The organism is Pedobacter cryoconitis (genome assembly GCF_001590605.1).
GTDB classification, from domain to species: domain Bacteria; phylum Bacteroidota; class Bacteroidia; order Sphingobacteriales; family Sphingobacteriaceae; genus Pedobacter; species Pedobacter cryoconitis_A.
On record NZ_CP014504.1, the window covers coordinates 3,327,025 to 3,341,366 of the forward strand.

9 protein-coding genes and 1 pseudogene are annotated in these 14,342 nt (G+C 41.5%); all 10 read right to left on the reverse strand.

All coding sequences use genetic code 11. The features are described 5' to 3' along the window. Positions 1-11 precede the first annotated feature (11 nt). On the reverse strand, positions 12-2,321 hold the full coding sequence (locus AY601_RS13755) for a S9 family peptidase (protein ID WP_068402046.1): 2,310 nt from the start codon (positions 2,319-2,321) through the stop codon (positions 12-14). 3 nt (positions 2,322-2,324) lie between these two features. Further along, the gene (locus AY601_RS13760) at positions 2,325-3,731 is read right to left on the reverse strand and encodes an APC family permease (RefSeq protein WP_068402048.1); all 1,407 of its coding nucleotides are present in this window, start codon (positions 3,729-3,731) and stop codon (positions 2,325-2,327) included. A gap of 15 nt (positions 3,732-3,746) precedes the next feature. Continuing rightward, the gene (locus AY601_RS13765; protein WP_068402050.1) at positions 3,747-4,649 is read right to left on the reverse strand and encodes an AraC family transcriptional regulator; all 903 of its coding nucleotides are present in this window, start codon (positions 4,647-4,649) and stop codon (positions 3,747-3,749) included. A gap of 126 nt (positions 4,650-4,775) precedes the next feature. Continuing rightward, on the reverse strand, positions 4,776-5,684 hold the full coding sequence (locus tag AY601_RS26355; RefSeq protein ID WP_420480562.1) for a RagB/SusD family nutrient uptake outer membrane protein: 909 nt from the start codon (positions 5,682-5,684) through the stop codon (positions 4,776-4,778). A 27-nt stretch (positions 5,685-5,711) separates the two neighbouring features. Then, positions 5,712-6,377, reverse strand: a pseudogene (locus AY601_RS26360) (RagB/SusD family nutrient uptake outer membrane protein); the annotation flags it as partial. An 18-nt stretch (positions 6,378-6,395) separates the two neighbouring features. Continuing rightward, complete coding sequence (locus AY601_RS13775; protein ID WP_068402055.1) at positions 6,396-9,371, reverse strand: SusC/RagA family TonB-linked outer membrane protein; 2,976 nt, start codon at positions 9,369-9,371, stop codon at positions 6,396-6,398. Between the two features lie 121 nt (positions 9,372-9,492). Beyond that, entirely contained in the window at positions 9,493-10,734 is a 1,242-nt protein-coding gene (locus AY601_RS13780) for an NAD(P)/FAD-dependent oxidoreductase (protein WP_068402057.1), read from the reverse strand. A gap of 31 nt (positions 10,735-10,765) precedes the next feature. After that, positions 10,766-11,767, reverse strand: a complete 1,002-nt coding sequence (locus AY601_RS13785; RefSeq protein ID WP_068402060.1) for a 4-hydroxyproline epimerase — start codon at positions 11,765-11,767, stop codon at positions 10,766-10,768. Then, the gene (locus AY601_RS13790; protein WP_068402062.1) at positions 11,767-13,344 is read right to left on the reverse strand and encodes an aldehyde dehydrogenase (NADP(+)); all 1,578 of its coding nucleotides are present in this window, start codon (positions 13,342-13,344) and stop codon (positions 11,767-11,769) included. Before AY601_RS13790 ends, AY601_RS13785 begins: the two co-directional genes overlap by 1 nt. Positions 13,345-13,355: 11 nt before the next feature. Then, positions 13,356-14,273: a dihydrodipicolinate synthase family protein gene (locus AY601_RS13795; RefSeq protein WP_068402064.1), complete on the reverse strand. Its 918-nt coding sequence runs from the start codon at positions 14,271-14,273 to the stop codon at positions 13,356-13,358. Positions 14,274-14,342 lie beyond the last annotated feature (69 nt).

The following is a 14,342-nucleotide window of genomic DNA, read 5'->3' on the forward strand; positions in this document are numbered from 1 at the left end:
TATGGAATCTATTACCGGCCAGTAGACCTGGCCGGTATTGCTGTATTTCGTTGTGGTGGTTCTGCATAAAGCAGATTTCTAATAAAGAAGTCCCGCTTCCTTCTTCTTCCATAAACGCCACCATCACTGTGCCCCATTCCCGGAACGCATAAAAAATCAAAGTCTTTATTTGCTTTAATCAAAGCATCAGCCAGTCGAAAAGTAGACTCAGGCGGTACGTTTTCATCTGCTTCTCCAACAATCAGCAATAAATTTCCTTGTAACTTAGCCGCATTAGTTATGTTAGACTGTTCCTCATAATGAGGTCCAACCGGATATCCCATCCATTGCTCGTTCCACCATTGCTTATCAATACGGTTATCATGACATCCGCAAGCAGATACTGCTGCTTTGTAAAACTCAGGATGGAACAATAAAGCACCTGTAGAATTCTGCCCTCCAGCAGAGGTACCATATATCCCAACCCTGCTGATATCCGCATTCTGATATTGCTTTGCCATCGCTTTCATCCATAAAATACGATCAGCAAAACCAGCATCGGCCAGGTTTTTCCAGCATACATCATGAAAAGCCTTTGAGCGGTTGGCTGTACCCATTCCATCAATCTGAACTACAATAAAGCCCAATTCAGCCATACTTTGCATTTCACTGTAAGGCAAGAATTTTTTTGGCACAAAGCTGTCCTGTGGCCCCGCATAAATATATTCAATCACCGGATAAGCCTTATGTTCATCCATTTTTGAAGGACGGCAAACAATTCCCCAGATATCTGTTTTTCCATCTCTAGCTTTGGAGACAAAAACCTCTGGCAACTTTACCCCTGCAGCTAAAAAACCACTGGTAGTACCATGCTCCAGCTCTAAGATTATTTTGGTGTCTGCGGTCCTTTTCAACACTGAAACAGGTGCAACATTCACTTGTGAATAAGTATCCAGATAATATTCCCTATCAGAAGAAAAACTCAGTATATGGTTGCCTTTTTCCGGGGTCATGTCAATTTGCTTCTTTCCATCAAAACCAATTCGGTAAGCATGCATAAAATAAGGATCTTCCCCTGCATTAATACCGCTGGCCCTAAACCAGATTTCACGTTTAGCAATGTCGACACTGTCTATCTCCCTGACCACCCAGTTACCTTTAGTTATAGGGTATTGTTTACCTGTAAGCGTGTTTACAAGGTATAAATGGCGATAACCATCCTTTTCACTGCTCCAGATCATCTCATTGGTTGCAGGAAGATAATGGGTATAAATACGATTTTCATAAATAAAAGTAGCTGCTCTTTCATCAATGATATTTCTTGTTTTACCACTCTTTAAATCTGCTTCAATAACCCTGAAACGCTGATGGCCCCGGTCCACTTTTTCATAGATACAATATTGATTGTTATCTTGGCGCCAATGCAATTCCGGTGCGCCAAAGAAATCAATTTCTTCAGCATCTACTTTTGTCTGTTTTTTTGTGGCAAGATCAAAAGCAACAGGTGCATACGAAGTAAATGCGTCACCTGGCTGAGCATATTCATTGGATTTCAGCTGTCCGCGCGTGGTTCCCGGTACCGAACTTAATACATAATAAACCTCTTTGATTTTCTCCGGACTAATCCGATAGCCAAATAATGTTTTACTGTCCGGCGACCAGCTGAATGCACCATAAGGTTTAGCTGTTGTCCCGTCAAATGAAAGCTGCTCATCCTCTCGTTCGGCCAGTTTCTTTACAAAGACATTTCCTTCTTTAAGGTATAGTTCCTTTTTGCCATCAGGAGATTTACCTGCATCTGGTATGCTTTCCCAACGGGAATGTGCAGCTTGTAAAGGTTTATTACTATTGTAAATATCCTTTAACGTGTCTGCAGTTTTCAAACACTGATAAGTTCTCAGATCGATCCTGAACCATTGATCTCCGGTCTTCACCGTAATCTCGTCAGCAGCTCCATTAAAAAACAGTTTGGTAAGTTTAAGTTGCTCAGCGTCATAATTATTTCCAGTAGCTTTTTGCAGAGCCTCTGCTATCCGCTGATGATCAAAAGCATTTTTTCGCATCCCCTCAGTGGCATTGACATACATATATTTCCACTTTTTTTCCGCTAGATTCTTCTTGTACCAAAAAGATTTTTGATCTGCTTGCCATACGGGGGAAATATTGTTATTGACTTCTATTCTTCTTACTAAAGAATCCAGCACACCAGCTCGCTGATAAGCAATGGACATTTCGGCAGGGTTTGGTTTATAAGGCTCTAACGCTTGTTGTGCCTGAACAATAAAAGCAGAGGCTGTGCAAATTAAAATAGCACAGCTCTTTACAATGGAGATGGTTTTCATGGTTTAATTTTTTTGATATCTTCCAATCAGATAATATACAGGAATCCCCATCATGGTAATGATGAGCCCGGGCCAGGTATAATTTGGTTTATAAATAATTAAGAGCGTACAAAATGCAAGCCCCATAACGATATAAATTAAAGGCAGAACAGGATAGCCAAAGGCTTTATAAGGTCTTTCTGCTTCCGGGCGCTTCTTACGGAGAATAAAAATTCCCGTAATCGTAAGCATATAAAACACCACCACGACAAAAGAAATCATGTCCAGCAGGTCACCGTATTTTCCACTCAGGCACCATAAACAGGCAAAAATACATTGGATCCAGAGACCAAATTCAGGCACAGCATTTTTATTCAAGACGCCCACTTTTTTAAAAAAAAGGCCATCTTTAGCCATAGAATAATATACCCTGGCACCGGCCATAATTAGTCCATTATTACAACCAAAAGTAGAAACCATGATCATCAGGGAAATAATCACTGTTCCCCAGCTGCCAAAGATCACATGTGATGCCGTAACAGCAACTCTATCTTTATCTGCATAAGCAATTTCATGCAGCGGCAATATGCCAGTATACATGATATTAGTCAGCACATAAAGTACCGTAACCATAATAGTCCCCAAAGCTAAGCTAAGGCCAATATTTCTCTTAGGATCTTTAATCTCCCCCGCTACAAAGGTTACATTATGCCAGGAATCACTACTAAATATAGCACCTACCATCGCGGCAGCAATAGCACCAAATGCCGCTATAGTAGTATAATTTCCCACATAACCACTGGAAGAAAGCGGAGCCAGATTCCACGCATTTTTCCAGTTATTGTGCCAAATATCCTGTCGCAGAAAAAACAATCCAAAAACAATCAGTCCAAACAGGCTCAGCAGTTTAGCCAGAGTAAAAGTAGTTTGGATAATCCGCCCACTGTTTACCCCCCTGGTATTGATATAAGTAAGCAGGACAATTACAAAAATGGCCAGAAGCTGTGCTGTGGAAATATGCAAAATTCCAAGATCAATGGCTACCAGGTCTTCATTAAAAACAGGAATCAGATATGCCGTAAATTTAGCAAAAGCCACGCCTACCGCAGCTATAGTAGCTGTTTGGATGACTGTAAAAAAGCTCCAACCATATAGAAAACTCACCAGAGGATTATAAGCTTCTTTCAGGTAAACATATTGTCCTCCTGCTTTAGGAAACATTGCGCTGAGCTCTCCATAGCTTAAAGCAGCCGTGAGGGTCATAAACCCGGTAATGAGCCATACGACAAGCAGCCAGCCTGAGCTTCCTACGTTCCGGGTAATATCAGCGCTAACGATAAAAATTCCAGAACCGATCATGCTGCCTGCAACCAGCATAGTAGCATCCATTAATCGCAAAGAAGATTTGAATTGAGTGGTTCCAGGTTTCATAATGGTTATAATTTATTAAACAACCATTAAATTAACCTTGCTTACATTATTGTAAGCGTCTACATATGCCCTGGGAGACTGACCGATAATGCTTTTAAATACCCGGTTAAAATTAGTTATACTATTAAAACCAGCTTTATAAGCTACACCAGAGATACAATCTATCTTCTTGCCAGCAATCAAGCTCTTACAAGCATCATTAATCCTTACTTCATTCAGAAAAGAGACAAAAGTATGTCCTGTATGTTTTTTAAAATACCTGCAAAAAGCCTGTGGTGTCATGTAAGCAGTATTTGCAATATCTTCCAGCGCAATCTGATTGTTGTAATTGCGCATAATATAATTGATAATATTGCTGAGCCTGATCCCTTCACTTTCTGAAATATCAGAAGAGTATACATTAGAGCAAAGTGGCTCAGCTACTTCACTAAGGCTCTGTAAAGTGTTCATTAATTTAAGGAGATTAAACAGTACATCTGTACCCGAAGCACGATGAACGTCAAAGATTTTAGAAGAGATCTCCTTACTATGGCTAACTGGAATCCTGAAGCCATGTTTGTAGTTTTTCAGAAACGAGTTTAACATCTTCATCTCCGGCAGGTTAAATAGTCCGCCAAGAATTCCGGAGGGATTAAAATACAGCGAACAGGCCCGGATACTTTTGCGCTTATCGGCAACAAAATATTCAGGATTGGATTTAAACAAATGAGGAAGATTAGCCCCGATAAGAAAAATATCACCCGCACGAAATGAGTGCATATTGTTTCCTGTAATCAGTGTTCCTTCTCCTTTTTGGACCCAGGTAATCTGCCATTCGTCGTGACGGTGGAGATATTGGTAAAAAAATGGAAGTTCGATATGCTCGGAGATTACGCTTTTATCGTCCGGTACAAGCAATGTAAATGGAAGTACTTTCATAGTTGGTTCGGCTGGTTAGGTTTGTTGAATGTTAATATACAGATATTAACATTCAACAAGTAAAGTCAGCATTGAATCGGTTAAAATACGGTTACAATATGCTAATATACGTCAAATTAACGTTTATTAATACCCAGGGTTCTGCTTCAAATTAGGATTTTTAGAAAGCTCATCCTGCGGAATAGGAAACAAAGTACGCGTTGGAGATTTAGGTGAATGGTTAAACCATTTTTTTATCTCATATACACCAAACCTGATCAGATCTTGTCTGCGGTGTGCTTCAGCAGCAAATTCCCATCCCAATTCATCCAGAAAACGTCCGTACTTAATATCTGCACCACCATTCACATCTGCTACTTTACCATCTGGTGTCTGTAGTCCGTACTGATACCTGCTTCCTTTTAAAAGATCATCACCACTTACAGCAGCTTTAGCAGCACTACTTTTAAATGCGCGTTGCCTAACCTGCGTAACCAGGATTGCCGCACCTGCTGCATTACCTGTTCTCAAAAGAGCTTCTGCTTTCATCATCAGTACATCTCCATACCGAAGGAAAGGAAAATCATTGTCCAGGTCACCAGTTGCATTTTGTTTAATTACAAATTTACCTATCCTAAACCCTGCATTACCAGGAGCCACAATACCGTCTAATCCACCCATACCCGGAACAGCATTCACATAATTGATCAGCACCTGCCCTGTGAGCGGATTGATCTGGGGTCCCTGGATCCAGGAATCCTTCAATCTGCTATCTTCTGGATCATAAGTATTGATAAATTGTGGAACAGCGCAGTTTCCGCCCCATGGCTGTGCAGTCATTTGGTAAACACCCTGACTCAGGGGGTCCAATGTTTTCATATGGATCTGATTTCCCCTGCCATAAATTTCATCATATGGAATGGCGAAAATAATTTCAGCAGAATTCTGATTCGTATACGTAAATACATCTGAATAATTATTATCCAGCCGGTATTTACTGCTGTTGATGATGTCGTCAGCTTCCTTAATGCATTTCGCATATTCGGCAGTACCCACATAAATCTCCGAATTCAGGTATATTTTCGCCAATAATGCTTTTACACCCCATTTGTTCAACCGGCCATAAGTGCTTTTTGGATCCTCACTTAGAAGCGGCATGATCTCATTGAGCTCTTTAACCACAAAAGCATATACCTCGGCCCTTGTATTTTGTTTAGGCAAAGAATGATCATTGGGGTCTATTTTAAGAATGATTGGCACATTTCCATGGTTGTCCAATAGCAGGTAGTATCCAAATGCCCTGACTGCGCGAAGTTCAGCCACTACACCGGGCTTTATATCACCTAATTTTAGCGTCCCTGCTTCAATTTGGGAAAGTACCGTATTTGCTTTGGTGATAGTTGCAAAAGCATTTTGCCAGGTATTATAGGGCTGCGATTCCTGTGTAGTCCAGGCATGCTGGTGCATACGGCGATAGGTCCCTGCATCATCCCAACCATTTGGACGAACCGGGGTAATAATGCAATCTGCGGCCTCCTCCTGTAAGTCAAAATAACCTTGCCATCCGCACATCACCGTTCTTAAAGAAGCATAAGTGGGTGCCAGGATAGTTGGAAGATCTTTTTCTGTAGGTGTAAATTTAGAAGGAAGAACCTCAGAATAAACTTCTTCATTCAGTTTAGTACAGGAGCTCATGGTGCCTGCACATCCAAAAGCTGCAATAAGTATATATAAGATTTTTGTTTGCATGATACTAAAAATTAAAGCTTAAAAAGAGACACTGAGGCCTGTGGTAAATGTTTTTGTGGTAGGATAAGCATCTCTGTTTTCAATACCAGGAGCAAAAGTAAAATCTCCGGAGTAGCTCACAGCTTCTGGATCCAGCCCTTTATATTTGGTTATTGTAAACAGATTCAATGCAGAAACATATATTCTGAGGTTTTTGATGCCTTTAATCAGTTGGTCTGGAAAAGTGTAACCCAGTGTAACGTTATCAATTTTGATATAATCTCCCTTTTCAATATAGTCGCTTACATAAACCAGGTCGTTGTTCAGCGTTTTTCCATATTTAGGGTCGTAAGACGTTTTCAAGGCATTGTATGCTTTGTTGACTGGGTTCTCATAATACATTCGTTGCATATTCAATACATCATGACCAAAAGCACCTCTGACATTAACCTCCAGATCAAAATTTTTGATCTTAAAAGAGTTGTTCCATCCCAACAGATATTTAGGGATTCCATTCCCATAATACTGACGGTCATCTGCAGTAGACTCAGAAATTGGAATGACTTTGCCATCCTTATTTTCTACCAGCCACTTTCCATTGTCATCTACCCCAACACTCTTAAGTACGAAAAACTGTCCGATAGGGCCCCCAACTCTTACACGATGCGTATTAGTTTGTATAGGCTCACCAGTATAACCGGCATCGAAAAATCCTACAGTTACATCAAATTTGTCATTGGACAAATTGACAAGTTTGTTCTTATTGGTAGAATAGGTAATGCTTGAATTCCATTTTAAAAGTTTACTGTCTATCGCTTTTACATTGATCAGCGCTTCGAAACCTGAATTTTTCATGGTGCCGGCATTAATCAGCATACTATTAGTGAGATAAGGAGGCATTGGTACACTAAAATTATAGATCAGGTCTTCTACTGTCCGGCTATAATAGTCTAATGACCCTGTAATCCTGTTTTTAAATAAACCAAAGTCCAGACCTGCATTGTATTCTTTTTTCTTTTCCCATCTCAGGTCAGGATTGAAATTTCTTGCAGGAACAAATCCCGGTACCCATTTACCATCAATAAAAGCACCCTCTCCATAATCATATTTGTAACTGGTTTGTGATTGATAAGGATTATTGGCAATTGTACCCGTTACACCATAGCCAGCCCTTAACTTCAAATCTGAAATTTCAGGAATATGCTGCATAAAATCTTCCTTAGTTACACGCCAGCCCACTGAAGCCGCTGGAAACGAGCCCCAGTGATAATTGGCCCCAAATTTAGAGGACCCTTCTCTTCTTATACTCGCCATAAACAAATATTTTTCATTCCAGTTATAGGTTAACCGGCTAAAAAAACCGGCCAGCTGCCATTTACTTTTATCACTGGTCATATCGGCTTTGCCTGCTTTAAGTCCAGCTCCGGTTTGCAGGTTATTATAACTATAGGCATCTGTTGGAAAATCGAAGTTATAAGCGTAAAAATTTTCGCTAACCGCATCCTGCCAGCTATATCCGCCAAGTACACTAAAATTATGGAGACCTATACTTTTGGTATAATTGGCCGTAAATTCCACGAGGTTTTCATTTCCGGAATCTGTTGAACGGGAAGCCGTGCCATTTAATTTTGATTTGGTCGTATTTACATGTTCAAATGTAGTGCTGTTTCCATATAGATTATTATTTTGAATATTAGAAGCCAGTAATTTCAAGCTCAGATCTTTAACAGGCCTGTAATCCAGACTTCCGCTGATCCTGGTTTGTCTTAGCCTTGCATCATTAGTTGCCTCATTAATCCTGGACAAGGGATTATCGTAAAAATAAATATCCCTTTCCTGCCATTTTCCATTGTCATTATAGATATGATCAGTCGGATTGCGGATAATGGCCTGGCGATAAGCATAACCATCTGCTCCGCCTTGCGAAGAAGTAATGCTGCGGTTAATTACTGTAATATTGGTTTTCAGCTTATCGTCAAACATAGAATGGTTCAATGCTGCGCGTACTGTTAAGCGTTTTTGTCCTGTGCGCAGAAATATACCTTCCCAGTCACGATAGTTTACAGAACCGCTAAAATTGGTCGTAGAATTACCACCAAAAATACTCAGATTATGATTTTGACTCACCGGGTTTTGCAGGATCTCATCCAGCCAGTTTGTACTGCCTCCATAGTCTGTATATTTAGCACCCTGACTATTTAAACGGCGATAATCGTCAGCCGTGAGCATTTCCGGCTTTTTAGCAATCTTTTGAATGTTTGCATAGTTGGTATATTCAATAGTCGACTTAGATCCGGTGGGGTTCTTTCTGGTGGTGATTAAAATTACTCCGCCGGTTGCTCTGGTTCCATAAATCGCTGCAGCTGAGCCATCTTTTAAGACATCTATCGCTTCAATATCTTCTGGTGCAACAGTATTAAGTGAGCCTGGAATTCCATCAATCAAAATCAGCGGCTCTGATGTACCGTTAATAGAGTTCAGACCTCTCAGGTTAATTTGTGTACTGCCTGCAGGATCTCCGGATGGTGTAGTGATCCTTAATCCTGCCACTTTCCCCTGGATCAGCTGACCGGCATCTCTTACCGTTCCTTTGGTAAAATCTTCTGCCTTTACAGTCGCAATAGAACTTGTTACCTCACCTCTTTTCTGGGTGCCATAACCAACCACCACTACTTCATCCAGTCCGGTACTTTCTACACTGAGCATGGCGTTCAGGCTTGCTCTGCCATTTAAAGCAATCTCCTGCGATTGATAACCAATGTAAGAAAACACAAGTACTGCAGCGGCATTTTTTACTTTCAGGCTATAACCGCCTTTAGTATCTGTGCTGACCACATTTGAAGTACCTTTCTCTTTAATAGAAACCCCAACTAATGTGGTTCCATCTTTTACGTCTGATACAGTTCCTTTTACTGTAATTGTATTTTGAGCATACAGTTGACAGGGAAGGAGGAAAAGCAAAAGAATCCAAATTCTCTTGCCAGAGCCATGATAATGCTCATTTTTTGCTTTCATACTTTAAATTTTATTTGGTTCAGTTGATCAGGTTGATCGGTCCATCTAAAGTTAGAAGCTAAAAAATGAGCATAGTTTTCGTATTTTATCAGGTATTAGCTTATTTTTACCCTGTTGAATTTTATCTGGCCGGAGAGAACGGGCGGATATCAATTTCCGGTTGCTCTGCTGAAACAATCTGGCTCACCAAAGCACCTGTAGCAGGGCCCAAGCTTAGGCCCATCATTCCATGTCCCGTTGCAACAATAAGGTTGACTCTTTTGGTACTTCTCCCAATATAAGGCAAGCCATCAGGCGAAGATGGTCTAAAGCCATACCAGATTTCTTTTTCAACAGGAAGTTCCGGTTTCAGGTCTGGAAAATATTCAGGTACAGATTCTACAATTCCCCGTACCCGCTGCATATTGATACGGCTGTTAATTTTGTCCAGTTCCATGGTACCACTATATCGGATACCGCCGTTCATCGGTGTAATGGCCACCCTTGCCTCACACAATAATGCAGGAATACTCATCCTGCCCTGAGGTTCTTTTTCCAGGAAAGAATAACCTTTGCCGGGCATAATAGAAATGTTCAAACCCATCATTTTAGCAATTGCAGGTGACCATGACCCCGCTGCCAATACATACTGATCGGCTTCCCATACTTTATTTCCTGTAAATACCTTTGTTATTTTTTTTCCCTCACTCTCCACTCTGGTAACCTCATGGTTTCTCCTGATAGTTACTCCTGCCCGATCCAGATAATTTAACAAAGCATTCATCAGCATCGGAGGATATAAATGACCATCGTTGCGGTAATGAACTGCGCCAAGAACATCCAGCTTAAGATCTGGCTGCAGCAGCCGGCATTCTGCTGGATTTAGCACCGCCATATCCAGACCCAGTTCTATGGCATTTTTAGCCAGATGTGCTTCTTCTTCAGCAGCTTTTTCTGTTTTATAAAAAGCCAGGATCCCATTGCTTTTCAATTCGAATTCAAAGTTGGGCTCTTTACTCAGCTCTTCAAAAAGTTGTTTACTGAGCAAGGATAAATCCCTTAAAGGTACTGCAGAGCGGGAGACATGCCCTGCAGTAGCATGTTTCAAAAATTTCAGTCCCCACCCAATCAAATCTGGATTAAGCGATGGCCTTACGTAAAATGGGCTTTTACTATTAAACATCCAGCGTATCCCCTGCTGGATCATACCAGGTGAAGCAAGTGGTACAAAATGACTGGGCACAATCATTCCGGCATTTCCAAAAGAACAATTGTCTATGAGCTCACCCTTATCTAAAATAGTGATCTGATGACCTTTTTTATGAAGATAATAAGCAGAGGTAAGGCCTGCAATTCCACCACCTATAATTAATATATTTGACATCTGACGTGCTGATAATGATTAAGAAAAATGATTAAATGACCTGAAAACCATGCGCATATGGATCATCATCGTCAATTTTGATGGTATTATAGCCGTATACCTTTGCCCAGCCTTCAATGCTTGGAATAATTGCTGGTGAACCATTTAGTTCCACCTCTTCCTCTATTTTCCCAATAAACTTACTTCCAATAAAACTTTCATGAATAAAGGTCTCTCCCTTTTTCAGCTTACCTTTGGCATGCCATTGAGCCATCCTTGCAGAGGTGCCTGTACCACAAGGTGAACGGTCTATCGCCTTATTTCCATAAAACACAGCGTTACGCGCTGTGGATGAATAATCTAAAGTAGCCCCAGCCCAAAGAATATGACTGCAGCCATTAATTGTCGAATCCAATGGATGAACAAAAGTATGCTGCTCATTGATGCGCCCGCGAATAACCTGGCTCCAGGCAATCAGTTGTGCAGCTGTATAATTCTCAAGCCCGGCAAAATTCTCTTGTGGATCTACAATGGCATAAAAGTTTCCTCCATAGGCCACATCGAAAGTCAATGTTCCCAGCTCAGGACATTCTACTTGCAGTTCTGATGCAGCAAGATACGAAGGTACATTCCGCAGTTTAACCGAAGTCACTTTACTTCCCGTTTGCTGATATTCAATTAAAACCAGCCCTGCCGGAGCTTCCATCCGGATAAAACCTGGTATTTTTGGCTGGATAAGTCCTTCTTCAATGGCAATGGTAATCGTACCAATTGTTCCGTGACCACACATTGGCAAACATCCGCTGGTTTCTATAAATAAAACAGCAATATCATTTTCAATGTTATGGGGCGGATAAAGGATACTACCTGACATCATATCATGTCCCCTGGGCTCAAACATCAGCCCAGTACGGATCCAATCGTATTCTTTCAAAAAATGCTGTCTTTTCTCACTCATAGTTTCCCCCTGCAGCAAAGGCCCCCCACCGGCTACCAACCTGACCGGATTTCCACAAGTATGTGCATCTACACAAAAAAAAGTTTTACTACCCATTATTTAATCCATTTTTGATCCACCAATCTGTAAATTCCTAAAGGGTTTTTTGCTTTAAGCGCATCAGGAAGCAATTCATCTTCCCAATCCTGCCAAGCCACTGGTCTTGCAAAACGATAGATTGCCATACTGCCTACAGAAGTAAAGCGACTATCATTTGTTGCCGGATGCGGGCCACCATGCTGCATTGCTGCACAAACCTCTACTCCAGTAGGTACTCCATTCAGGATCAACCGTCCAGTTTTATCTATCAGCTCATTTAAAAGCTCCTGATAATTCTCCAGTTCTTGTGGTTCTGCCATTAAAGTAGCAGTTAACTGACCTTCCAGCACACCTATAACTTCCTGTAGCTCAATAGCGTCTTTTGCAGTCACCAGCAAAGAATAAGGTCCGAAGATCTCCTGCTGAAATTTAATGCTGCTTATAAAATCCTTCGCGCTGATTAAAGCGACCCTGGCAGCCGGCTGGCACTCCAATTCTTTATTTATAACAGTTGATTCTGCAAGCAGATCAATATGATTGTCATCCAGTATCTCTTTAGAAAGCTGACTATAATTACTGAAAATACCAGCAGTTAGCATAGTTGAAGATGGCGAGGCAAGAATTGCAGCAGCCAGAGCCGATTTGAATTTTTCAAGTGCTGGCGACTGTACTGCTATCATCAATCCTGGATTAGTGCAAAACTGTCCCGAACCTTGTGTAATGGATCCGGCACATTTCTGTGCAAGTTCTTCCGCTCTGTTCTCCAATGCCCCAGGCAATAAGATAATCGGATTAATACTACCCATTTCCGCAAATACCGGAATTGGGACCTCACGCTCCTGTGCCAGCCGGATCAAAGCATTCCCTCCTTTAAAAGAACCTGTAAATGTTACAGCCTTTGTTTTTGGGTGTTTAACCAGAGCTGCACCAACTTCATATCCACTATCGTATAACAAAGAAAATAATCCTTTAGGAAGGCCCGATTTGTCTATAGCTTTTATAATCGCTGATCCCACCAATGCACTGGTACCTAAATGTGCCGGATGGGCTTTCACTACCACCGGACACCCTGCTGCCAATGCAGAAGCAGTATCTCCTCCGGCAACGGAAAAGGCAAGCGGAAAATTACTGGCCCCAAAAACAACTACCGGCCCCAGCGGTACCAGCATCCTGCGGATATCCGCACGAGGCATAGGCTTTCTTTCCGGCAAAGCAGGATCAATAATAGCTTGTACCCACGATCCTTCTTCTACCAAATCCGCAAACAATCTCAATTGTCCTGTGGTCCGCCCAAGTTCACCTTGCAGCCTTGCAACAGGCAGGCCACTTTCAGCCGCAGCCCGGCTGATCAGTTCATCTCCTAACGAGAGAATTTCATCGGCAATACTTCTTAAAAAAGATGCTTTTAAATCTTTATCTATGTTTTTATAGGTTTGAAATGCAATTTCAGCACCATTTAGTGCGTTGGTGATATCAACTGAAGATGCTTTAAAAAAAGCACCCTCCAGTTCTTTACCTGTAGCAGGGTTTATAGCCTCAAAGCTTTCCCCCGAAGGTTCAGCATAAGCTGAACATACAATATTTTTTCCTTCCATGACTATCCCGATTATTTGCCCCAGCTGCCAGCAGGTAATTGTGGACGATTGGCCAGCGCATCATTAAGTACCTTCAATACCCTTTCTCTTTCCTCTCCCTTAATTGGTAAACGGGGTGCTCTCACCGTTTCTGTTCCAATACCTGTTGCAACTTCCGCCAACTTAATGTACTGCACCAGTTTCGGGTGTATATCAAGTTCCAGGACTGGCAGGAACCAGCGGTAAATAGCAAGCGCCTCCGCGATACGGTTCTGTTTTACCAGCCTGTAAACAGCTACTGTTTCTTTAGGGAAAGCATCTACAAGGCCCGCAACCCAACCATGTGCACCCATTACCAAACTTTCCATAGCTAAAGGATCTACACCAGTAAAGATCTTAAACCTCTCCCCAAAACGGTTAAACATGCGCGTAATATTGGAAATGTCCCTGGTAGATTCTTTCACTGCCTGGATATTGCTATAGCGGGCCAGGTAATCAAACATTTCCAGTGTAACTTCAATCTTGTAATCTACCGGATTGTTATAGATCATAATCGGCAATTCTGTAGACTCTGCAACCGCAGAGAAAAAAGCCAGCGTTTCATCATGATCAGCATAATAACGCATCGGGGGTAATAACATTAAACCATTAGCGCCCAATTCGCCCGCTTTTTTTGCTGCTGCAACAGCTTTCTTTGTGGTTGGTTCTGCGATGTTCAGCAATACAGGAACACGCCCATTTACTGTTTTAAGCGTGTGGGATAAGAGTTCAAATTTCTCTTCATCTGTTAATACACTTGCTTCGCCAAGAGATCCACCCAAAATAATGCCCTGAGCCCCTGCTTCCAGCTGCGCCTCCAGGTTCAGGTCAAATGTATTAAAATCAAGTTCGTCGTTTGCTGTAAATTTTGTAGTTACAGCAGGAAATACCCCACTCCAGTTGATGCTCATGTTCTTTTAGTTTTATCTTATTAAATAGTTATTTTAGCCTTAACCCACAAAAATGCTTGTTTGTGTGAT

Coding starts and splice junctions, on each gene's coding strand:
- AY601_RS13755 (WP_068402046.1), bottom strand. CDS start 2,321: ATGAAAACCATCTCCATTGTAAAGAGCTGTGCTATTTTAATTTGCACA.
- AY601_RS13760 (WP_068402048.1), bottom strand. CDS start 3,731: ATGAAACCTGGAACCACTCAATTCAAATCTTCTTTGCGATTAATGGAT.
- AY601_RS13765 (WP_068402050.1), bottom strand. CDS start 4,649: ATGAAAGTACTTCCATTTACATTGCTTGTACCGGACGATAAAAGCGTA.
- AY601_RS13775 (WP_068402055.1), bottom strand. CDS start 9,371: ATGAAAGCAAAAAATGAGCATTATCATGGCTCTGGCAAGAGAATTTGG.
- AY601_RS13780 (WP_068402057.1), bottom strand. CDS start 10,734: ATGTCAAATATATTAATTATAGGTGGTGGAATTGCAGGCCTTACCTCT.
- AY601_RS13785 (WP_068402060.1), bottom strand. CDS start 11,767: ATGGGTAGTAAAACTTTTTTTTGTGTAGATGCACATACTTGTGGAAAT.
- AY601_RS13790 (WP_068402062.1), bottom strand. CDS start 13,344: ATGGAAGGAAAAAATATTGTATGTTCAGCTTATGCTGAACCTTCGGGG.
- AY601_RS13795 (WP_068402064.1), bottom strand. CDS start 14,273: ATGAGCATCAACTGGAGTGGGGTATTTCCTGCTGTAACTACAAAATTT.